Raw genomic sequence first — 22,769 nt, forward strand, 5'->3', positions numbered from 1 at the left:
CGTTCGATGTACATGCTCCAGCTTTTCGACCGAGACGACATGGTCCAGCCGCTCGATGCGCGGCTGATCCGCGAGGGTCTGCTCCGCATCGGTCGTGATACCGAGGCGGACTGGCCGATCGCCGACCCCGATTGCGCGCTGTCGCGGGCGCATTGTGAACTGCGCGTCGACGGCGATGGGCTGACACTGCGGGCGCTCGGCGCGAATGGCGTATTCGATGCCGATACCGGGCAACGGTTTCCCGATGCGGTCGACGTGGTGCTGCCGGTGCCGAGCGCGCTGAGGCTCGGCCGATTCAAGATGGTCGCGACGCAGGCCCCGCATGGCGACCTGGAAGTCGATGGCGCGCTGACCATGGTGCTGACGCCGCCGCTGGGATCGTCGGTGGAGGTGCCGAGCGACTGGGCCGATGCCGGTGAGGCGCGACCGCTGGGCGATGGGTCGTTGCTGGAGGCATTTTGCGAGGGCGCCGGGCTGGACTGTTCGCTGCTCTCCGAAGAGGAACCGACCGAGATCATGCGGCGGGCGGGTGCGGTGTATCGGCAGATGGTGCTGGGGATCGGCGACCTGATGGCCGAGCGCGACCATGCGCGCGGACGCTATCAATTGACGCGCACGACCATCAGCGGCGCGGACAATAATCCGTTCAAATGGGCGCCGACACAGCGGCTGGCGATCGACCTGCTGCTCGCGGGCTCGACGGGGTTCCTGTCGGGCCCGGCGGCGCTGAAGGCGTCGTTTCGTGACGTGAAGCGGCATCTGGTCGCCACGTTCGCAGGCCTGCAGGGAAGCCTGCGCGCGGCGATCGGCACGTTCGAGCCGGCATCTGTCGATGCGGCGATCGCGGACCGCGCGACGCTGCTGAAAAGTCGTGCGAGCCTGCAGATGGCAGAAGTCGCTGACCGTCATGCCGACCTGACACGGCAGATCGTGGCATCCGCACCCGGCTCGCTCGATCGCGCCTTCGCCCTCGCCTATGACGCCGCGGATACGGCCATGGCCCGCGATCCCGCATGAAGCTCGCCAGCCTGTTGCGACGCAAATCTCGCGGCGGTCCGTCGCTCGCTGAGGAAACTGTCTATGTGTCGCAAAACCGATCCCATGTCGGGCGGGTGCGCAGCGTCAACGAGGATCGGCTTCTCGATCGGGCGGACCGTGGGCTCTGGGCGGTCGTGGACGGCATGGGCGGCCATAGCGGCGGCGCCGCCGCCGCAGAAACGGTGGTCGATGTCTTGCAGGCACTGGCGGATGATCCGGCGCCGATCAACGCGGCAGCGGTGCGCGCCGCGGTGTCGCATGCCAATCGCGCTATCTATGATGTGCATGCGACCAGCGGCGCGACGATCGTGATCGCGCTGATCGAGGGCAGTGAGGCGACGATCTTCTGGGCGGGGGACAGCCGGGCCTATCTGATGCGCGGCGGCGGGGCGGAGCGGCTGACCCACGATCACAGCGTCGTGCAGGAGATGATCGACGCGGGTGTCCTGACGGAAGCCGCGGCGGACCGTCATCCGCAAGCCAATGTCGTCACGCGCGCGCTCGGCGTTGCGCCGGCCGTAGCGCTGGATAGCGTCACCACACTAGTCCAGCCGAACGATCGACTTCTGCTGTGCTCGGACGGCGTTTCACGATCGCTTGATCCGCGCGATTTCGCGACGATGCCCGCGGCGATCGGGGACATGGCGGACCGCATTCTCGAAAACGCACTGCAACGTGATGGCAGTGACAATGCAACGCTCGTCGTGATCGCAGCGCTATCGGGGTGAGACCTGTGCGTCCGCTCGTAGCGGAACGCACGACCGCTGCGCTGTTGTTATGCAGCGTCGTGCAGAACCGTGTACCATCTGCTAGCCTGGTATAAGAATACTAACGTTCCATAACGCGCTGCCGTCGAACGGCCGGCACACATAGATGTCGGCCGATAACTCAAGCGCTGTCGATGGTGGGAATTCAACGTGATGCAAGCCATTTGGTTTTTGCATCGGGAATGACCGGGCTGGCGGTTAGCGGAGCTGGCGGCGTTCCGAGCTGGATAATAGCCAAGCGCTGGTGCCATTTAGGGGGCATCACGTCCTCGCAAACGGCAGAGATGCCAAATCGCCGCCGCATTGATCCCGGCCGCTGCAAGCGCGATTCTTGGCAGGGTTAGGCCGCGTTCGTGGTCTGAAGGGCAGGCATGCCCCATCTCCGTCAAATATTCACCCTTAAGCGCGGCAGGTTTAGTCATTGCGGCAGGCAGCCAGATCACGACTGTCGGCGTAACGGCCGGTCTTGCGCAGCTTCGTATCTGTGTCATCTCGCTCCTATCGAGAATGTCCGCTTGAGGGAGGAGGCAGCGGATAAGACCGCTATCGGGCGACTGTGGAAGGGCCGCATCGTGACGTCCGGTGTCAGGGGTGGCCTAACTGGCGCCGCGACCTAAAAGAGCCCGATGGCTGGCCTGTTCAATCGTCTCTTACCGTCCAAACGCTGGACGCCGTCGCGGTATCGGGCGTTGCTGCGCGCGCGCGGGCCGCGATCGACGCAGTTCCGGACGCGGGGTGCGATTCTTGCGGGGGCGATCCTGATCGGAATCGTCGCGACGCTGTTTGCGGAGGCGGCCGATTGGGCGGGCGAGGTTTTCAGTGACTTTGCAAAGACCTGGCATTGGTTGCCGCTGGTCACGACGCCGCTGACGTTCATGGGGCTGGTCTGGCTGACCCGTCGCTATGCGCCGTTCGCGCGGGGCTCCGGGATTCCCCAAGTCATCGCGGCGCAGGCCAATCCGAATGATGCGACCGGCACGCTGATCTCGATCCGGACGGTGGCAGCCAAGGCGGTGCTGACGATCGGCGCTGTACTGGGTGGCGCATCGGTCGGCCGCGAAGGCCCGACCGTCCAGCTGGCGGCAGCCGTCATGGGATTTACGCATCGTCTCGTCCGCGTGCCGTTGCGGGGCGGGGTCCTTATCGCTGGCGGTGCGGCGGGCGTTGCGGCAGCGTTCAACACGCCGCTCGCCGGGCTGCTGTTCGCGATCGAGGAACTCGCGTCTGCCTATGAGCAGAGGGTGACGCTGCTCGTCCTTGCCGCGATCGTGATCGCCGGGATGGTCGCCCAGTCGGTGCAGGGCGACTACATCTATTTCGGCGCGATCGGTGCGCATATGCCGCTGCTGTCCGCGCTGATCGTCGCGCCGGTCGCAGGGATCGCGGGTGGCATGACCGGCGGGCTGTTCTCGCGCATTCTCCTGGCGATGGCGGTCAGCCGCAATCGCGTAACGGGGTGGACGCGCGCGCATCCCGTCGCGTTCGCCGGTGTCTGCGGGGGTGTCGTCGCGGTACTCGGCGTCGTGACCGGGCTGACATGGGGAACCGGCTATGCCCCGGCGCGCGCGATGATCGTCGGCGTGGATGCGCCGCTCTGGTTCGGGCCGGCCAAGCTGGTCGCCACCGCCGCGACCGCGATCGCGGGCCTGCCCGGCGGGATCTTCGCGCCGTCGCTCGCCGTCGGCGCTGGCGTCGGCAATCTGCTGCGCGAGATCTTCCCCGGCGAGCCCGCCAGCGCGATCGTGATCCTGGGCATGGTCGCCTATTTCGCGGGCGTCGTCCGCGCGCCGCTCACCGCGGTGATCATCCTGTCGGAGACGACCGCGAGCCGCGGCCTGATGCTGCCGATGTTTGCGACCGCGTTTATCGCCGATGCGGCCAGCCAGTGGGTATGCCGCGAGAAGCTGTACCATGGTCTATCGAAGACCTTCGCCATGACGGAGACGACCCGATCCACCTGAACCCTGCACAATTCGTGACGCTTCCCCGGGCGTGGATGGCCAAGGCCACCGAAGGCGTCGACCATGACGGCGTCCTGCGACAGATTGCCGAGGAAGCGGGATGGTCGGGACGCTACGCCTTCCTGATCGTCATTTCGGCCGCGATCTCGTTGCTCGGTCTGCTGATGCCCTCGGTCGCGGTGCTGATCGGCGCAATGCTGCTGTCGCCGCTGATGATGCCGATCATCGGCCTGGGCTTCGGCATCGCGACGCTCGATTTTCATGAGATACGTCGCGCCGCAACGGCTTTGATTTTGGGCGCGGCGATCGCGGTGGCACTGTCCGTCGTCCTGATCCTGCTGTCGCCGGTACAGACTATCACCAGCGAAATTGCCGGACGGACGCAGCCGACGCTGTTCGATCTGCTTGTCGCGCTGCTTTCGGCAATCGCGGGGGGCTATGCGCTGATCCGCGGGCGCGGGGGTACGGTCGTCGGCGTGGCGATCGCCATCGCCCTGATGCCGCCGCTGGTGGTGGTCGGGTTCGGCATCGCGACGTGGAACTGGGTGGTGTTCTCGGGCGCGCTGTTGCTGTTCCTCACCAATGCCATCACCATCGCGCTGACCGCTGCACTCGTCGCGCGCTGTTACGGGTTCGGCAGCCACCTGTCGCCGCACCACACCGGGTGGCAGCTCGTGCTGTTCGCGGTCGCGATCGGGGTGCTGTCGATCCCTCTCGGCGCGGGGCTGCGCCGGATCGCGTTCGAGGCGGTCGCCCAGCGGCAGGTACGCGATGCACTGGGCGAGGACTTTCCGCCCGGCGCGCGGCTGAGCCAGGTCGAGATCGACCATGGCGCGAACCCGGTCCGCGTTCGCGCGGTCATGCTGACGCCGCGGATCGAACCGGGGGCGGATCGCAAGCTCGCTGCGGACCTTCGCCAACGATTGTCGCGGCCGGTCGATGTCCATGTCGACCAGGTCCGCATCTCGCCCGAGACCGGCGCGGTCGAGGCGGCGCAGATCGCGCGGGCGGGCAATGGCGATGCGCTGCGCGTCGCACGCGAGCGCGATCGGGCGATCGCGGACGTTGCGCTGATCGCCGGCATTCCCGTTTCATCGGTGCAGCTGGATTCGGCGGCGCGAACGATCCGCGCGACCGCGGCGCCCCTGACGGGTCTCGGCATTGCGGGCTATCGCGATCTGGAACGTCGTGCGGACGCGGTGGTCGCCGATTGGCATGTCACTCTCAACCCGCCGAACGATGTCGTCTTGCCGGACGTCGGTATCAAATCCGGCGTCATCGACGATCAGGCGCTCGGCGACGCAGCCTGGGTATCCGCCCGGTTCGCGCGGGCGGTCGACGTGCTGGGCGGGACCCTGCGTCAGCGCACAGCGATAGCACAGGGTATCGTCGCGCGAGGGGGCAGGGCCGCCGCCGGGCGTGCAGGCGGTCGCTTGCGCCTGATATGGTCAGTCGACACGGACTCATCTCCGGCGGAAACGGGCGAGCGCGGGGCATAGCCGCTTCGGCTGGAAAGATTGCACGGATGTAATGTTCGAAACAGGCTGCGCCCATCATCCGGGTTCAGAAAGGAGCATCTGCTTCTAACTGAACAAGGACATGGATCGTGGTATTCAAGCGTCGCCTGACTGTACGTCCAATGATCGCCGCCGTCGCGCTTGGCACAACCGCACTCCTCGGCGTCGCGGGTGGCGCGATCGCTGCGGACGACGGTCGCGTGAATATCGCCGACCGGTTCATTGCATCCGGGCGTGCGGTCACTCTTTGCCGGCGTCGCGGCGCTGGCGATGCCGCATCTGCTGGTGACGCCGTATTTCGACAGGGTTGCGCGACGATCCGGGTTGATGGGGCTGCCATGTGCCCACAGGGACGTGGTGCGTGCTCATGTCCTTGAATGACGTCAGGCTGTCGGCAGAGGCCGCGATGTCGTCGAACCAGATGGCAGCATGCCGCCTGATCGTGGCTCAGGCGGGCCAGTGTCTGCGATAGGCGTCGTTGAATGCCGTCAGGTCGTCGGGATCTTCCATGGACGTCGCCACCCGCTTCGCGTGGCGGTTGGCCCAGTGCTCGATCTCCCGACGCGCAGCCGGCAGGCTTGCGTGCATCGCCGCTAGCGTAGCCGTCAGTCGCAACGACACCTCGACCTCTGCAACGCCTTCGCGCAGGATCGGGCCGAAGGCATCGCCGAGCATATCCTCCATGGTTGGCTGGCCGATGTGAACCCGTGGGGAGTCCGGCTCCTTATCGACACGCGCCGCGCCGGGGCTCAGCGTCAGGAACACGCGAAGTAAGGCATTGAGAACCTCGATCCCCGTGCCTGGATCATTGGTCGCCGGTGCGAGGGCCCGGCTGGCAATTTCGGACAGCGCGATCAGCCCCAGTCGAGGATCCTGGTCGAACGAGCGATGCCGTTCGATGGTGAACGTCTTGACCAGTTCGCTCCGGATGCCGTCGTCGATCTTTCCCGAGACCTGCAGAAGCGTACGCGCGGGATGCATCATCGCGCCAGGCAGGACATCGACATACACCGTCAGGTCATTGCGGTCAGCGATTGTGCCAAGTGCGGTGATGTCGATATGCGTGACATATCCGGTCTGCACCGCGGTGACTGTGACGGCATCGGCGGGGATGGCGACAGCCGCACGGCCGCCAAGATGAGGGTGCGCAGCAAAATCCTGCATTGCCTGGGTCGCGGCCTCCTCGACGCGGTCGATCACATCGGCCATCCGTCCAAACGCCGTGATATGCCCGATCCAGCGCAGCAGCGTGCCGACCACCAGCAGGATGATCAGCACGGTCGCTGCGAACAGGATGATCCGGCCGTCATGTCCATAGGCGCTGGTGTTCAGGCCAACGATCCCGACCATCGAGAAGACGAAGGCGCCGAGGAAGGTCGACAACGCGTTCTGCGACGTCGGATCGCTGACCATCAGCTGGGTCGCACGCGGCGTCGCCAGCTGCGTTGCGGAGGAGTAGGCGCTGACCATTGCGGTCAACGAAAAGGTCGTGACCGCCAGCATGCTCGAGGCCATGATCTGAAGGATCGTGCCGACAGATTGCTGCCCGATATCGGCATCGAACGTGTACGGCAGATACGGCGTGACAAAAGCGGCGAGGATCGCCAGCGCGACGCTGAGCAGGCTGATGATCGCTGCCCGGAACCAGACCTGCCGGACGATCCGGCTCAAAATCCATGTCCATTGCGTCATTTAGCGCTCCTTCAGCTGGCTGGTAGCCGAATAGCCACGACGACAACAGCGCGGTGATCCGGCGGCTCCGCTCGAACTGTCCGCAGATCATCTGTGCGAAGCAAAGCCAGCCCCGGGTCGATCACAGTCAGCGGCTGGCGCCGCGAAGATCTTACTTCGTGACGTGGCGCCGGAGCGTGACCTCCTACTCAGCGCAGCTGTGTCGGATCGATCACGACGTGACGGATTTTGGTACGGTTATGCGTGTAGGTGACGTGGACCAGTCCATCGCGCGTCTGGATCACCGCTGGATAGGCATAGCCGTCGGGTAGCGGCTTGCTCTCGAGTGTCAAAGCGTTGCGCCACCGCACGCCGTCGTCGGACAAACCGATGTTGAGCGGCCAGCGTGCGCCATCGCCCGGCCGCTCGGGTAGATGCGCGCTGTGATTGTAGACGATCAACTGGCGCCCATCGCGCAGTGTCACCGCATCGGTACCCGCATTGGGATTGGGCAGGTCGATCGCCGCGATTGGCGACCAGTGACGCCCGGCGTCGCGTGACCAGCTCATCGCAAGCGCACCCTGCCGCGTCCGCGCCACCAGCTCCAGCCGACCATCGCGGTGAAACAGGATGCTCGGCTGGATCGCCTCGATGTGCATCGGTGAGGCCACCGCGTCGCCGACCTGCCAGCTTCTCCCGCGATCGGTGCTCCGCTCGATCCGGATCGACCAGATATTGGCCTCTGCGCTGCCTTCCTCGCGGCTCGACGGCGACACCCAGCTGCCGTCGGGCGCAACGACGGGCTTGTTCTTGATCGGTCCCAACACGCCATCCGGCAGGCGCTGCGGCTGGCTCCAATGTCGTCCGCCATCGGTCGAGCGGATGACCATGCCCCACCACGCCCGTGGATTCGGCCCGACTTTGTAGAAGAGATGCAGGGCACCGTTTGCAGGCTGAAAAAGCACCGGGTTCCAGGTCGGAAATCGCTGACCGTCCGCCGACACACCATCAGCGACCGCAACCGGGGTCTCCCATCGCGTCGCGCCGCGTCGTGCGAACCAGATACGGACGTCAGGCTGGCTTTCGCCGGAACCGCCAAACCAGGCTGCGGCCAGCGTCCGGTCAGGCAGCTCGACGATCGTCGAGGCATGCGCCTGCGGGTAGGGCGCATCCGTATATATGAATTCCGACGATATGATCGGCGACCGAAGCGGGGCCGCAGCGGCCGACGGGGCATGGCCGATCCGGGCTTGCGCCGCGGCGCTGACCGCGAGTGCCGCGACCTTCACCATGTGCGCCAGAAATGCCCTGAATTTCATCGCTGTACCCCAACAACGTTGCGGGTACGCGTAGACCCGTATTGCGCGAGCCGGATAGCATGGGGTTTTCAACCGAGCCAATGGCAGCTGATGTGCGCGATGCCCGTATTCGAGGTCTGCCTGACCATTCGATTTGGGAGCGCAGCGCCCGCACCATAGTCTAGAAGCGGCGTGGTTCGTGTCCGATCAGGTCGCACGTGCCCCGAAAGCCATAATCACTCATGCCCGTGACCGTGATGCGGCCGCTGCGCCGATCGATCACGAGCCGTGGCTTGTTCAAGCCGTTCAGGCGGTAACTTGCGCGGACCGTATCTGGGCTGACAGTCACGTCGTACAAATCCCACCATCCCTGATTGCCACGGGAATTGATCGGCGGGATCAGCGACTTGGGTAGCCGGATACGTCCGCCACCGGCCCAGGTCTGTACCATAAGCGATGCATCGAAGACCTCCTTCCTGGTTTCGGTATACGTGCCGGACTCATAGCGGTCACGATCACGGTTCCAGTTCCACGTCGTTCCGCTCGCAAAGCCGGTTTTCGATCCGTCCCCAAAACACACGAGCCCGAGTTCCACGTTTCTGCCGTCAACAACAGGTCCTCCCGAAGAATAGCGATCCTGACCGCCGCCGGGGCCCGCTGGCGCGCGTCCATAGGCCAGATCGGGGTCATAGTCGGGACGCGGTCGTGGCGCAGCCTGACCACCATGGCCAAGGTCGGGGCGGAGGTTCGCGGGCTTCCTGCAATCGGGGGAGGTGGTCGGCTGGATGGAATTGTAGCGGCCTTCCATCGTCGCAATGCTCACGCACTGGCGGCGATCGGCGTTCCACCAATAGGTATAGACGCGATCGTCGCCTTGCTCGCCCCGGATGTTGACGTAGCCGCGTCGTTGCAACTCCATCTCGGCCTGGCCCGCACGGGCGCCTACCATGTCCTCGAGACCCGTGGATTGCGCGTGGGCAATCGTGGGAAATGCCGAGCCCATGAAAAGGGCGGTCATGGTCGTGGACAGGCCAGACGGACAACGCATCGCGATTCTCCCGTTCGTTTGAAATCACCTCATCATCAGTTGAACGATTGTATAAAAAGGAGGCGACGGCGTCCATCGCTGTCAACGGCGTTCGGCCACCGAATGCCCCTGGGAATTGGAGGGCGAGAATGCTCGCTTGGGCCGAAGAGCCGCTTGGTCGGTGCTGGTCTTCATCACATACGGCAGGACCCGCGACATTGCGCCTTTGGCAAGCACTAGGGGGCGGAGTCTAGCACAAGGCAAGCCGTTGCGATCGACGCCCGGAGCGAACATGATGCGGCATGGACTTCATGAAGTGGCTCAATTCGCTCGACGAACTTCTGTACGAAGTGATGAGCTGGGTGGTCTTCTTCCCCCTTACGCTTTGGCAGGCGCTCTTTCGGCCAATCCGTACGATGGAGGAGATCGAGCGCGAAGCCGCGCTGCCCGACGATGAACGCTACGCGTCGATACTCAGTCCGCCCCTTTTTCTGGCTCTCACGCTGTTGCTGGGGCACAGCGTCGCTACGGCGTTGGGCCAGACCGACAAAATCATCGCCAATCATCATGGTCTGGCCGACCTGGTCAACGACAATGCCAGCGCCCTAATCCTCCGCGTCGTCGTTTTCGCGGGTTTCCCACTCTTCCTCGCAGCCCGCATGGTGCGCCAACGCAGGATCAAGCTCGATCGCAATTCCCTGCAGCAGCCATTTTACGCGCAATGTTATCCGGCGGCCGTCTTTGCGCTGGGTCTGAGCGTCGGCAGCAGTTTCGGGATGGACCATCATCAAGCGACGCGCATCATTGGACATTGGCTCGTCGGATCGAGCATCCTGAACTTCTGGATCGTCGAGACGCGCTGGTTCGCGCAGGTGTTGGGGATCAGCCTGGTGCGCGCGACCTGGAACGTCTTTGTCGGGCTGCTGGAAGGCGCGACATTTCTGATCGCGGTGGGCTTTTTGTTTACCCGCTAGCGCGAACTTTGCGATCACGGGTGAACCGCCCGCCCCATGTTTGCCGGGCGGTCCTCTAACACCTGCGAAAGCATGAACACAGCAATGGCGGTTAGAGCGCACCTCCCTCGGCCAACGTCTGGAGCTGATCGGCCATCGCGCCCCAGCCGGCTTCGAAGCCCATCGATCGGTGGCGCTCCCACGCTTCATCGGTCCAATGGCGTGCCGCGGCGGTAAAACGGGTGCCGTCCCCGTCTTGCGCGATCTCGAACAGGCCGACCATGAACGGCCCACTGGGCTGCCAGCCCGCTGTAAAAGCATCGGTGAATACGAAGCGGCGGTTAGGCTCATAGTCGAGGACTACGCCCTCGTTAAGCATCTCCTCACCGTCGGGGCCATGCATGACCACCAGGCTACGGCCTCCGGGGCGCCACTCGATCTCGCGTGCTTCGGCGCGCCACGGTCGCGGGCAGAACCACTCCTCGAAGCGATCGATCATTGTCCGCCAGACATCCTCGACGGGGGCAGCGATACGGCGCTCGACGCTGAGTTCACGGATATTGCTCATCGTTTCTCTCCTCGGCACAATAGGGTCACGTAGCGCTTCAGGTGCCGCACGCTCTCGCGCGCCGCTTGCGGATCGCCAGTTGCCTTGGCGACGACGAAACCGCCTTGGAGCACCACTTGAAAGTGGAGCGCGAGGCTCGCCGCATCGACGTCGGCAACGCCATGATCAGCCAGCGCTTCGGCAACGTCGCCTTCGAGCGTGCGCGCATGGCCGATGATTGCCGCCTCAGCAGCGCGCGCAATCGCGGGGTGTGATTGATGCACCTCCTGCGCGAGCGTGCCAGCCAGACAGGTGAAGGCGTCAGTGCCGCCGTCGATCAGCGCCTCACGCAGGTCAAGATACCCCAGCACGCGCGCCAGTGCGGCGGGTGCGCGATGATAGTCCGCATCAGCGAATAGCGGCGTTGTGATCGCCAGCCAGTGGCCGGCGGCGGCCACCCCCAGCGCTTCCTTGGATACGAAATGGTGGAAGAAGGCGCCCTTGGTGACCCCGGCAGCCCCACAAAGCTGGTCGACGCTGGTGGCCGCAAAGCCGTTGCGGCGGATGAGCGTCACGGCTGCGTCCAGCAGCTTGTCGCGAGCGCTATTGGAAGATCCTCGACTCGTCATAGCGCCGGCATACCAACCGGTCGGTATGCCAGCAAGGATCATTAAGACGGGTTTCGGAAGCGATCGTCGCAAAGGTCGGGATTGAAAGTCGGTGCCCCTATCCAATGGTAGGAGCTGAGGGGGGCGAACGCGTCGCGAATGTCCGGGCCCGGGTCCATGCACCCAGCTGTCGGGACCAGTACACAGGTCGTACAATTTCGACCGGGATTGCCTGGAACGCTATTCAGCGCGGGTCGCTCTGCCGTTGGGGCCAAGGGCACAAGCCGCCACCCTTATAAGTGCAATAATGGCGGCTGCAGTGCGACCTGGAAGCCCATGGCTAAAGGGCTTGGAAAAATCAGAATCTATATCTCATAACTCAGGCCAGTGGCGGATAAGCCGTGAACGTTCGGAAACTTCCCCCGATCGACACGGCCTATCCGCCCACCGACGTCGCTTACGTCGCCTGGTTCGACGATACCGGCTTGGCGGTGACGTCAAAGCGGTCGGCGTTCATGACCTTGACCCAGGCACGGATAAAGTCGCGCACGAACTTTTCCTCGTGACCGTTCTCGGCATAGACCTCGGCCGTCGCGCGCAACTGCGAGTTCGAGCCGAAGACCAGATCGGTGCGGGTCGCCTGCCACTTCTTTTCACGACCGCCGCGATCATAGCCGATGAACTTCTCGTCGCTCGACGTGTCGACCAGATCCCAGAACGTGTCATTGTCGAGCAGGTTGACGAAGAAGTCGTTCGTCAGGTGCCCCGGACGCTTGGTCAACACGCCGTCGGGCGCATCGCCGAAGTTTGCGCCGAGCACGCGCAGGCCACCGACCAGCACGGTCATTTCCGGCGCGGACAGGCCGAGCAGCGAAGCCTTGTCGAGCAACAGCTCCTCGGTCTTCACCGGGTGACGCGTCTTCAGGTAGTTGCGGAACCCGTCGGCCTGCGGCTCCATCCAGACGAAGCTTTCGACATCCGTCCACTCCTGCGTCGCATCGCCACGGCCGCCAAGGAACGGTACCGCCACGTCGTGGCCAGCATCGCGTGCCGCCTTCTCGACCGCTGCCGAGCCCGCAAGCACGATCGCGTCAGCCAACGACATATCGCCGCGCAGCTCGTTCAGCTTTGCCAGCACCTTACTCAGCTGCTCGGGCTCGTTGACCGGCCAGTCCTTCTGCGGCGCGAGCGCGATGCGCGCACCGTTCGCCCCACCGCGGTGGTCCGACCGGCGATAGCTCGACGCCGACGCCCAGGCGGTCTTGACCAGCTGGCCGACCGTCAGCCCGCTCGACAGCACGGCGTCCCTGAATGCCGCGACGTCAGCGTCCGACGGTACGGTGCCTTCGGGGACCGGATCCTGCCAGATCAGCGTCTCTTCAGGAACCTCGGGCCCAAGGTACCGGACCCGTGGCCCCATGTCGCGGTGCGTCAGCTTGAACCACGCGCGTGCGAACGCGTCGTCGAGCGCCGCCTGGTCGTCGCGGAAGCGCAGCGCGATCTCGCGGAACTCGGGGTCGACCTTCAACGCCATGTCCGCGGTGGTCATCATCGTCGGCACACGCTTGTTTGGATCGCGTGCGTCGGGGGCCATGTCCTCCGGTTCCGGATTGACCGGCTGCCACTGCTTCGCACCGGCCGGGCTTTCGGTCAGCTCATAATCGTATTTGAACAGCAGGCGGAGATAGTCGCCGGTCCACTTGGTCGGGTTGTTCGACCACGCGCCCTCGATGCCCGAGGTCGTGATATGGCCCTGGCCGATCTCCTCGCTGTCGGTCAGCCAGCCGAGGCCCTGCATGTGGACCGATTCCGAAGACGGGGCCTTGAAATGCGGTGCGGCCTTGGCACCGTGCGCCTTGCCGAAGGCATGACCGCCGGCGGTCAGCGCCACGGTTTCCTCGGAGTTCATCGCCATCCGCTGGAACGTCGCCTTCATGTCGCGTGCGGACATGAGCGCGTCGGGCTCACCGCCCGGGCCCTCGGGATTGACGTAGATCAGCCCCATCTGGATCGCGGCGAGAGGCCCTTCGAGCTCGGGCATATCCTCGCTGATACGCGTCTGCGCACCCTCGTTGACCCAGATCTCCTCGGCGCCCCAGAAGGTATCGCCCTCGGAGGCGAAGACGTCCTTGCGGCCGCCGGCGAAACCGAACACGGGACCGCCCATGCTCTCGATCGCGACATTGCCGGCGAGGATGAACAGGTCGGCCCAGCTGATGTTCTTGCCGTATTTCTGCTTGAGCGGCCACAACAGGCGACGTGCCTTGTCGAGGTTGCCGTTGTCCGGCCAGGAATTCAGCGGTTCGAAGCGCTGCTGACCCGACGACGATCCGCCGCGGCCGTCGGTCACCCGGTAGGTGCCGGCGGCATGCCATGCCATGCGGATCATGAACGGGCCGTAATGACCATAGTCGGCAGGCCACCAGGCCTTGCTGTCGGTCATCAGCGCCGTCAGGTCCGCCTTGAGTGCTGCATAGTCGAGCTGTTTGAACGACTCGGCATAGTCGAACTCTTCGCCCATCGGGTCGGGAGAGACGCCGTGCTGATGCAGCATGTCGATCGGCAGCGCGTCGGGCCACCAGTCCTTGTTCGTGCGACCGAGGAGCGAGCGGGCCTTGACCTCGCCGCCACCCTGGGGGCCCATTGGGCAACCGCTTGCCTTAGGCTGTTCGTAATCGGCCATCTTGGCGTCCTCTCCTAATGAGTTTTACCACCGTGCTGGTAAAATGCCGGATCTCGGGTACATTTGTCCAATCGATTATACGGGCGACAGCTATCATCGTACTCGATCACAGAGGGCTGTGAGCGTGTCGTCTGACGGCGCGTACATTCGCGATGATCCGGGTCATCATCATCGTCAGGCCGACGGACGTCGCGGCAACTGATATGATCAAGGTGTCGCCAAACTTACATTTACTGCGGTTAGAGGATGGGCGTCTTTAGTCTGGTTCAGAGTTTTCCGTCGTGACCGCGCCCCAAGTCCGCCCGATAGATCGTTGGTTCGTCGGCCTCGAAAAGCGCGGCGTGTTCGCAGACCCGGCCAGCCGTGAGGGACGGGACTTCGTCTATCACCGCAGCGCGGCGCGTGCATCGCTGCAACGTGACCTGCTCGTTCCGGCGTGGACCGAGAGCGCAAGACCGGGCGATGGCGATCCCCGTCCGCACGACCCGATCAATCCGCAATACGACCCGGCAACGCCCTCGGCACCGGCCCCGATGCAAGGACCTCTGCAATGAAAATTGCGTTCTACAAATTCCCGGGCGGCACGGCGTTTGCTGGCGCGATGCTCGCGGTCTGCAGCACGCCCGCTGCAGCGCAGGAGGCGCGCAACGTCATCCTCTTCCTCGGCGACGCAGGTGGCCTGTCGACGCTCGGCGCCGCTGGGATCCTGGCGCACGACCGGCCGCAATCGCTGTTCATCCAGTCGATGCCCAACGTCGCGCTGTCGGATACGTCCGCGCTCGATCGATGGGTGACCGATTCCGCTGCCGGGATGACCGCGATCATGACGGGGCACAAGACGAACAACGCGATGGTATCGACGACGCCCTCTGGACCGGGCGGCCGCGCGATGCCGGTCAAGACCCTTCTCGAATATGCCGAGCAGCGCGGGCTGTCGACGGGTGTCGTCACCAACATGAACATCTGGGATGCGACCCCGGCCGCGACCTTTGCGCATGTCGCCGCACGCGCGGACAAGGGCGAGATATTCCGCCAGATGCTCAAGCCCCGCTTCGGCGACGGCGTTGATATCCTGATCGGCAAGGGCCGCGCCGACGCCGTCACGGCATTCGCCGGCCCGGGGACGAGCGCCGAACAGGCGTTCAGGACCGCCGGCTACCGCTTCGGCGAGGATCCCGCGCTGGTCGGGCAGGCACCGCGGACCGCGGTGCTGCGCGATGCCGACTTCGCACCGCTTCCCGCCGTGGAGGCGACCGTCGCGCAGCTCGCCCGCAACCCGAAGGGCTATTTCCTGATGGTCGAATGGGACATGCACACCGACGATCCCAAGGCAGGCCTGCGGCATGTCGTCGAGATGGACGACATGATCCGCCGGATCAGCGCGGTTGCCGGCAAGGACACGCTGATCCTGTTCACCGCAGACCACAGCTTCGGCCTGCGGATGACCGGCGGCAAGCGCACGACGCCGCTCGCGACGCAATATGATCCCGATGCGAAGTCGGTGATCAGCGTCGAACCCGGCCATACCGGCGAAGAGGTCGTCGTCGCCGCGAGCGGCCCCGGTGCGGACAAGGTCCGGGGTTTCATGCCCAACACGCGTCTTTTCGACATCATGCTGTCGGCATTCGGCTGGAAGAAGGACAAATGATCCGCCCTCAGCCTGCCTGACGGCTTTTTTCGTTCCCGGATCGCGACGCGTATGACGAAGGATTAGAGGCCGAAAGCGGTCAGCCCAACGATGAATGAATATACGAAGCTGGGAAGTGGGGTGAGGGCGCGCGTGATGTCCGGCAACGCGCCGTCATGCCTTATCCTCACCGCTGCAGCCGTCCCGAACTGTCCTGCAACAGCCAGAAACGGGTATAACGTTGCAGGCGCGGGAGAATGATCCACTGCAGGGTCGCGGTGAGCAGCAGGGACGAGGGCAGGAGTTGCAGCGGCAGTGGTGCGTCCTTCAACACCGGGCGAACCATCATGCTGATGAGGAGGAGGACCGGGAACACCGTCAGCCATGTCGTCACGAACCGCTTCCACTTGCTGGCACTCGCATCGCTCGGCAGCTCGAAGGTGACGCCGTCGCCAGTTTCGAGCTGGCGGAGCGCGGTGGAGAAGCGGTCCGCGACAGCGACGTGCGCGCGCATCTTGGGGTCGTCATGCCATGTATCGGCTGCGGCGCGATCGTCGAAGCGAAAGAGCAGGTGCTGAAAACCCGCCGTCTGACCGAGCCGGATCGCAGCCCGATACCCCGGCGCCGCACGGGCGTGCCGGTTCAGTTCCTCCACCCAGCGTTCGAAATCCTGCTCGTGGCCGGCACGAATGGCCCGGCTGGTGATGATCGTGGCGGTCTGGTCAGGATCGATTGGCATAACGGCGAGAACAGACGAGGCGGCCGGTACGTTGCGCGGCCGCTTCGTGCATTTTGCCCGTGTCGACTCGCATCAGGACAGGCCTGTCAGCTTTAGCGCCTGACAGACCGTATAGCGCGTCACCGGACCGCCGCGTGCCGCCGTGAGGCCACTAGCAGTGCACGCGGCGATCAGCGCGCCAATCGTTGGGCGACCGTCACGATCGCCGCCGTCGCGGCGATAGGTGGTGATCGCATCCTGGATGCACCGGATCACCGGTTCATTCCGTTCATAAGCCCGGGCGCGGCGATCGCCATGCCGGAGCGCCATATCTGCAATGCCATCCATCATCGTCGACGGTCGATAACCGATTATCGCGACGGGATCATCATCGTCCGTCACAAGGCCAGGGCATGTGGCCCGTGCCAAGATCAGAACGGCGTTGAAGGTTTCCGCGCGACTTTATAATGGCACCGGACCGGTTACTTCGGTCACCTCGCGCCCGGCAATCGTGCCCGGCAGCCCGCATGCAGGCAGAGCGTCAGGGTCTTACGTCACAATGAATTATCGCCATTCCTTCCATGCGGGCAACAGTGCCGATGTCGTGAAGCACAGCCTGCTGATCGCGCTCGTGCGGGCCCTGCAGCAGAAACCGGGCGCGCTGACGCTGATCGATACGCATGCCGGCTGCGGGCTGTACGACCTTGACGGCGAGGATGCGCAACGCACCGGCGAGTCCCTACAGGGCGTGCTGCGGGCCTTTGCCGAGCCGAACCCGTTGCTGGACGACTACCGCGCCGCCGTGCAGGCGGTGAATTCCGGGACCGAGCCGCAATTCTACCCCGGCTCGCCGCGGATCCTCGCGCAGCTTCTGCGCCCGCAGGATTTGCTGATCCTGAACGAGAAGCACCCCGAGGACGCCTATACCCTGCGCGGGGTGATGCGCGGCACGCCCGCCGCGGTGCACGAGCGCGACGCCTATGAGCTTTGGCTCGCGATGCTGCCGCCCCGCACCGCGCGCGGCGTGGTGGTGGTCGACCCGCCGTACGAACAGCCCGATGACCGCGACCGTATCACAGCGACCCTCGCCGCCGCGCACCGCAAATGGGCGCATGGCGTGACGGTGATCTGGTATCCGCTGAAGGACCGCGCCACGCATACGCGGTGGACGGGGCAGTTGCGCAGGCTCGGTATCCCCAAAGTGCTGGGGGTGGAGCATTGGCTGTACGATGCCGATCAGTCCGGCATCTACAACGGCGCGGGCCTGTATATCGTCAACCCGCCCTACGCCTTCACGCAAGCGCTGCCGCCTATGCTCGAAGCGCTGCGCGCGGTGCTGGCGCCGGAGGGGCATAGCGGCGAGATCACCGCCGCGTGGCTGGGCGATTAGCGTAAACCCGCATCGCCTAGGTCTGGCCGGCCGCAAGTGGCCGGGGTGCGAACGTCAAAAGACCGGACGCTCTGGCAGGCAATCCGCATCGTCGAGAGCGGCCGTCCGTTCAGTACGATCATTCCCGATCCTCCAGCTCCGGTCGGCGATTTCGAGACGATCTATTGGGACCAGTAATCCGCGCCGCCGGGGGGCGCCAAGCTGCTGACGGTTCCGAAGCCGGCCTCAGGTTTGTCGTTGCCGAGGCGCGGGAGTTACGATCGCACGGCAAGATCGTTATAGGTCCGTAATGAAGATCGCTGTAATTTCCGACATTCACGGGAATGTCGCTGCCCTCGACGCAGTTCTCGGCGACATCGCCACCCGGCACGTGGACCAGATCGTGAACCTCGGGGACATCTGCTCAGGGGGCCTGTTCCCGCGGGAAACAGCCGATCGACTGATGCCTCTGGGATTGCCCACTATACGCGGCAATCACGAACGTCAGATCTCGGAGCAGCCTCGCGAGCGCATGGGATTGTCCGATCGCCACGCCTTCGACCAGCTGAGCGCTGAACAGCGTGCGTGGCTGACAGCATTGCCCACGACCATGCGCCTGTCCAAAGATGTGCTGCTTGTTCATGGCACGCCGGACAGCGACCTGAGCTATTTTCTAGAGACGGTGACGGAGGCGGGGCTTCGTCAGGCCACTCGCGAGGAAGTTCGACACCGTGCGGGAACTGTCGATGCGGCCGTGATCCTCTGCGGCCATACGCATCTCCAGCGGGTGATGACGCTCGACGACGGGCGCATCATCATAAATCCGGGAAGCGTCGGTCTTCCGGCATATGACGATGACCGACCCCACGCTCACCTGGTGGAAAGCGGATCGCCGCATGCGCGCTATGCGGTATTGTCCAACGAAGGTGATGGCTGGGTGGTAGAGTTTCTGTCCGTCGATTATGATTGGGAACAAGCGGCCCGCGATGCCGAGGCGAATGCCCGTACCGACTGGTCCAGACCTTTGCGAACCGGTCGGGTCTAGCACGGGGGTATCGTATTTTTCGATGCGAAGTGCGTTTCGGGAGGCCGTGTGGCTTCTCGAAATCCGGTCCTTTAGGGAACGGCAGCGCCGAGCCTCCCCAAAGCCAATTTCCCGTAGTCGCCGACCAAGCGTCACGTGTGAGCTAGACGCCATCAACGTTACCGGCATCATCGTCAGGCAGCGTATGCGCCGCCGGGTTATTGTTCGCGTCTTGAAGCCTGGCTCCGAAGACATATCGCAGGGTCGGGTTCGTTGCCGGGAATGCGTGTTGGGTACATCGTTCTTCCTTTTCTGCCTTTTGGGAACTTACCAGCATTCGTTTACGCCATCGACGTATCTGGCCGTCAATGCTCTGACTTGGCTGAGAATTTTGTACGTAAACATGTCAAAAATTTTGACATATTCGTTCGAAGGCATGAGCACGGCGCTACGGGAATAATTGCGATGATCGTTGCAGCGGCAAACCGATAAGCAACATTCGCTAGGCAAGATTTCGAAAATATGGTGTGGATACGGCGACGTCGAGGAATGCCACGGCAATCACCGACCGTACGTCTTGATCGAGGAATCCAATGCGCGCGTCAGTGTTACAGGCGTCCGCTGCGGTCGGAACCGCCCGGCGCGGCAAGCATCCGAACGCCCCGATGCCTGCTCGCCAAAGCAGCGTGCCGACACCGAGGGGCCGCTCCGGGTTGCGAACCGCCACGGGCAACATTCATGAACGCCGGCATCGTCATTCCGTGCTTTCGCGTCGGGCGGCAAGCACGGCCGACCGGGACGAATATCGTCTGCTTCTCGGCCACACATACGGTTTCCATACCGTCGTCGACCCCATGCTCGGTGTCGGCGGTGGACTGACCGGCTGCCTCGTCTGGAACCTGCCCGAACCACAACTGAGCATCGGTGGCTGGAGCCGGTGTGCCGTCGGGCTGGACACCAACCTACCCGACGCTGCCGTGCAGGACCGACCTGCTGCAACGGCAGCGGCGGTCTCTATGTTTGCGGCGTATGAGGAATGGATGCCGGCATGACGCAGCAAATGGACGGTGCCGTCGATCTGACCAACTGCGATCGCGAGCCGATCCATATTCCCGGCTCGATCCTCCCCCATGGTGCGATGCTCGTGGTCGATCCTTCAACGATGCTGGTCGAGCAGGTCGCAGGCGACACCCTCGGCCTGTTCGGCAGGGATGCGGCGTCGCTGACCGGGCAGGACCTGGCGGACGTGTTGAAAACCGAGCAGCTTCAGCGGCTGCGCGAGTTGCTTAAAAGCTCCAGCCTCGCGCGCCCGCGTCACCTGCTGGATCCGTTGCTGCGGGTCGTCCCAGACCGCGCGATCGATGCCAGCGTCCATCTGAGCGATGGCGCGCTGGTGATCGAGGTCGAGGATGCCGACCTGAGCGACCGTCATGCCGTCGATCCGCTCGCCTGCGTCCAGGAAATGTTCGACGGACTTGGCGACGCTCCCGATCTCCAGGCCTATTGCCAACTGGCTGCCGAGCGGGTGCGGGCGGTCGCGGGCTACGACCGGGTGATGGTCTATCGCTTCATGCCCGACGATTCAGGCTGGGTGTTCGCCGAAGCCCGGCACGACGACATCACGCCATTCCTCGATCTGCACTACCCTGCGTCGGATATCCCGAAACAGGCCCGCACGCTGTATTTGACCAGCTGGCTGCGTCTGATCACCGAGGTCGATTACACGCCCGCGCCGCTGCTGCCGTCGATCAATCCGCGCAGCGGCCTGCCGCTCGACATGAGCCACGCGACCCTGCGTGACGTGTCCCCGATCCACCGGGAATATCTGCGCAACATGGGCGTCGACGCCTCGATGTCGATCTCGATCATCTTCGAAGGCAGGCTTTGGGGGCTGATCGCCTGTCACCATCATACGCCGCGCCGCCTGCCGCGTCATCTCCGCGGCGTCTGCGAGCTGTTCGGATCGATGTTCTCGCTACAACTCGAAGTGCGGCTGCGCGCAGAGCAGCTCGAGGCCCGGCTGCTGTCCCGCAAGGCACTGTCCGGCATCATGCACGCGCTGGCGAGCGAGGACGATTATGGTGCCGGGTTGGTCGCGCAGCAGCAGCAGCTGCTCGACTACATAGAAGCGGGTGGTCTTGCGCTGCGGGTGGGGCAGACCCGTGGCGGTGTCGCCATCCGCGTCAACAGCGGCATCACCGCGTTGGGCAATACGCCCGATGACGACCAGATTGGCGCCCTGACGGACTGGCTGACCCTGCGCATGGGCACGTTCGAAGGGGTGTATGCCACGGATCGGCTGGGCGAAGATTATCCGCCGGCCAAGGCCTATGCGGAGATCGCCTCCGGGTTGCTTGCCGTGTCCGTCTCGCGCGAACCGCGCGACTTCGTGCTGTGGTTCAGGCCCGAGGTCGTCGAGACCGTGCAATGGGGCGGCGATCCGAACAAGCCCATGGAGGTCGGTCCGAACGGCATCCGGCTGACGCCGCGGAAATCCTTCGAGGCATGGACCGAGACCGTGCGCGGCCGGTCGACCCCCTGGTCGCCGTCCGACAACGATGCCGCGTTCGACCTGCGGGTGTCGCTGCTGGAGGTCGTCCTGCGGCGGATCGATGCTGCCGCACGCGAACGGTTGCGCGCCTGGCAGCAGGAACAATTGCTGATGGCCGAACTCGATCACCGGGTGAAGAACACATTGGCCAGCATTCAGGCGATGGTGGCGCAGACAAGCCGAAGTGCGTCCTCGCTCGCTGCTTTCACCCATGGGCTCGACCGGCGAATCCGGTCGATGTCGCGCGCGCACAGCCTGCTCACTCAGAGTCGATGGGAAGGCGTGTCGCTCATCGTGCTGATCCAACAGGAGCTAGACGCGTATCGGGCGGAGCATGCGAACGTCACGATCACCGGTCCGGATGTGATGCTTCTCCCGAAAGCGGCACTGGCGCTGTCGTTGGCGATCCACGAGCTTGCCACCAACGCCGGCAAATACGGGGCCTTGTCGGCCGCCGGCGGTCATGTCGACATTCGTTGGCAGTTTGACCCGCAGGCTGGACTGGAGCTGCGATGGCAGGAAAGCGGCGGTCCTCCGGTCAGCAAGCCCACACGGCGCGGTTTCGGATCGACCTTGATCGAGCGGGCCTTGGCGCTGGAAACGGGCGGATCTTCGACCCTGACGTTCGACCCGGGCGGGGTGGCGTGCGCGATCGTCATGCCCGCGTCGGTGGCGCAGTCTGGCGGCACCGCCTCCCACGCCTCTATCGCCCATGATGCCCCTGCGAAAGTCACAGACATTCCTACCGACAACCCGCCGCGCATCCTGATCGTTGAAGATTCAGCCATGGTGCTGATGCTCATCGAAGATGTGGTCATCGATCTGGGCTGGGACATTGTCGGTCCCGCGATGCGGCTGCCGGAAGCCTTAAAGCTTGCTTGCGAGGCGGCGATCGATGCCGCGCTCGTCGACGTCAATCTCGATGGCGAAATGTCGTGGGACGCTGCTGCCATCCTGCAAGATCGCAAGATCCCGTTCGTGTTCACCACCGGCTACGACAGCGCCACCGTCCTGCCGGAGCGGTTCGCCGGCCATCCCGTGCTCAACAAGCCGTTCTCGGCCGAAGACGTTGGACGCACGTTGCAAACCTTGTTGAGCCGGCACTGAGCGTGCCGCAGGTGAATGCCGGGCAGCGTAGACTGATCGACCATGCCTGGCCGCGACCGATTGCGAACGCTCGTTCATGCTTGGCAACGCCGTTGAAAATTGGCGAGCATCCAACGATGATCGACTGCGGTTCCTGCGATTGCTCTCTTTGCAGCAAGCGCAATGCGACAACCGTCCGAGACTGTTGAAAAATGGCGGCTTGCGAAGGGGCTGGAGGCGTGATTCACTCCTATCAGGCGGTAGGGGATAACGGACATGATGGGTCGGCAGGTGGCGCAAGGCGCACTGTTCTACGGGTTCCGG

19 protein-coding genes are annotated in these 22,769 nt (G+C 64.2%); 11 read left to right on the forward strand and 8 right to left on the reverse strand.

What is annotated here, in order from left to right; genetic code table 11:
* Positions 1–6: 6 nt before the first annotated feature.
* The 4 genes from GV027_RS07515 (at position 7) to GV027_RS07530 (ending at position 5,265) form a co-directional block, all read left to right on the forward strand.
* Entirely contained in the window at positions 7–1,017 is a 1,011-nt protein-coding gene (locus GV027_RS07515; RefSeq protein ID WP_159511486.1) for a type VI secretion system-associated FHA domain protein, read from the forward strand.
* Positions 1,014–1,766, forward strand: coding sequence for a PP2C family protein-serine/threonine phosphatase (locus GV027_RS07520; RefSeq protein WP_159511487.1), 753 nt, complete (start codon positions 1,014–1,016; stop codon positions 1,764–1,766). Before GV027_RS07515 ends, GV027_RS07520 begins: the two co-directional genes overlap by 4 nt.
* Positions 1,767–2,431: 665 nt before the next feature.
* On the forward strand, positions 2,432–3,766 hold the full coding sequence (locus GV027_RS07525; protein ID WP_159511488.1) for a chloride channel protein: 1,335 nt from the start codon (positions 2,432–2,434) through the stop codon (positions 3,764–3,766).
* Positions 3,767–3,780: 14 nt separating this feature from the next.
* On the forward strand, positions 3,781–5,265 hold the full coding sequence (locus GV027_RS07530) for a DUF389 domain-containing protein (protein WP_236559102.1): 1,485 nt from the start codon (positions 3,781–3,783) through the stop codon (positions 5,263–5,265).
* 465 nt (positions 5,266–5,730) lie between these two features.
* Here GV027_RS07530 and GV027_RS07535 read toward each other — a convergent pair whose 3' ends face one another.
* The 3 genes from GV027_RS07535 to GV027_RS07545 form a co-directional block, all read right to left on the reverse strand.
* A complete protein-coding gene (locus GV027_RS07535) occupies positions 5,731–6,975 on the reverse strand; it encodes a DUF2254 domain-containing protein (RefSeq protein ID WP_159511489.1) in 1,245 nt (414 codons plus the stop codon).
* Positions 6,976–7,163: 188 nt separating this feature from the next.
* On the reverse strand, positions 7,164–8,273 hold the full coding sequence (locus tag GV027_RS07540) for a sialidase family protein (RefSeq protein WP_236559103.1): 1,110 nt from the start codon (positions 8,271–8,273) through the stop codon (positions 7,164–7,166).
* Between the two features lie 160 nt (positions 8,274–8,433).
* On the reverse strand, positions 8,434–9,270 hold the full coding sequence (locus GV027_RS07545; RefSeq protein ID WP_159511490.1) for a hypothetical protein: 837 nt from the start codon (positions 9,268–9,270) through the stop codon (positions 8,434–8,436).
* Positions 9,271–9,581: 311 nt separating this feature from the next.
* Between GV027_RS07545 and GV027_RS07550 the strand changes: the two genes are divergently transcribed.
* A complete protein-coding gene (locus GV027_RS07550) occupies positions 9,582–10,253 on the forward strand; it encodes a hypothetical protein (protein WP_159511491.1) in 672 nt (223 codons plus the stop codon).
* Between the two features lie 91 nt (positions 10,254–10,344).
* Here GV027_RS07550 and GV027_RS07555 read toward each other — a convergent pair whose 3' ends face one another.
* From GV027_RS07555 to katG, 3 genes are all read right to left on the reverse strand, one after another.
* A complete protein-coding gene (locus GV027_RS07555; RefSeq protein WP_159511492.1) occupies positions 10,345–10,800 on the reverse strand; it encodes an SRPBCC domain-containing protein in 456 nt (151 codons plus the stop codon).
* A complete protein-coding gene (locus GV027_RS07560; protein WP_443029525.1) occupies positions 10,797–11,450 on the reverse strand; it encodes a TetR/AcrR family transcriptional regulator in 654 nt (217 codons plus the stop codon). The genes GV027_RS07555 and GV027_RS07560 overlap by 4 nt, the downstream gene beginning before the upstream one ends.
* 394 nt (positions 11,451–11,844) lie before the next feature.
* Positions 11,845–14,070 (reverse strand): catalase/peroxidase HPI, encoded by a 2,226-nt coding sequence (katG, locus tag GV027_RS07565; RefSeq protein WP_159511493.1) that lies wholly within the window; start codon positions 14,068–14,070, stop codon positions 11,845–11,847.
* 550 nt (positions 14,071–14,620) lie between these two features.
* Here katG and GV027_RS07570 point away from each other — a divergent pair.
* Complete coding sequence (locus tag GV027_RS07570; RefSeq protein ID WP_159511494.1) at positions 14,621–15,718, forward strand: alkaline phosphatase; 1,098 nt, start codon at positions 14,621–14,623, stop codon at positions 15,716–15,718.
* Between the two features lie 166 nt (positions 15,719–15,884).
* Here the strand turns inward: GV027_RS07570 and GV027_RS07575 are convergent, their stop codons facing one another.
* On the reverse strand, positions 15,885–16,436 hold the full coding sequence (locus GV027_RS07575) for a hypothetical protein (RefSeq protein ID WP_031438925.1): 552 nt from the start codon (positions 16,434–16,436) through the stop codon (positions 15,885–15,887).
* A 72-nt stretch (positions 16,437–16,508) separates the two neighbouring features.
* A complete protein-coding gene (locus tag GV027_RS07580) occupies positions 16,509–16,691 on the reverse strand; it encodes a hypothetical protein (protein WP_152555332.1) in 183 nt (60 codons plus the stop codon).
* 283 nt (positions 16,692–16,974) lie between these two features.
* Here GV027_RS07580 and GV027_RS07585 point away from each other — a divergent pair, with 283 nt between their 5' ends.
* The 5 genes from GV027_RS07585 (at position 16,975) to GV027_RS07600 (ending at position 22,466) form a co-directional block, all read left to right on the forward strand.
* On the forward strand, positions 16,975–17,805 hold the full coding sequence (locus GV027_RS07585; protein ID WP_056407331.1) for a 23S rRNA (adenine(2030)-N(6))-methyltransferase RlmJ: 831 nt from the start codon (positions 16,975–16,977) through the stop codon (positions 17,803–17,805).
* A 45-nt stretch (positions 17,806–17,850) separates the two neighbouring features.
* Positions 17,851–17,982 (forward strand): hypothetical protein, encoded by a 132-nt coding sequence (locus GV027_RS21700; protein WP_268893559.1) that lies wholly within the window; start codon positions 17,851–17,853, stop codon positions 17,980–17,982.
* Between the two features lie 112 nt (positions 17,983–18,094).
* A complete protein-coding gene (locus tag GV027_RS07590) occupies positions 18,095–18,829 on the forward strand; it encodes a metallophosphoesterase family protein (protein ID WP_159511495.1) in 735 nt (244 codons plus the stop codon).
* A 572-nt stretch (positions 18,830–19,401) separates the two neighbouring features.
* Positions 19,402–19,860: a hypothetical protein gene (locus GV027_RS07595; RefSeq protein ID WP_159511496.1), complete on the forward strand. Its 459-nt coding sequence runs from the start codon at positions 19,402–19,404 to the stop codon at positions 19,858–19,860.
* Entirely contained in the window at positions 19,857–22,466 is a 2,610-nt protein-coding gene (locus GV027_RS07600) for an HWE histidine kinase domain-containing protein (protein WP_159511497.1), read from the forward strand. Before GV027_RS07595 ends, GV027_RS07600 begins: the two co-directional genes overlap by 4 nt.
* Positions 22,467–22,769 lie beyond the last annotated feature (303 nt).

The sequence above is a fragment of the Sphingomonas sp. T1 genome (assembly GCF_902506585.1).
Taxonomy (GTDB): Bacteria; Pseudomonadota; Alphaproteobacteria; order Sphingomonadales; family Sphingomonadaceae; genus Sphingomonas; species Sphingomonas aerolata.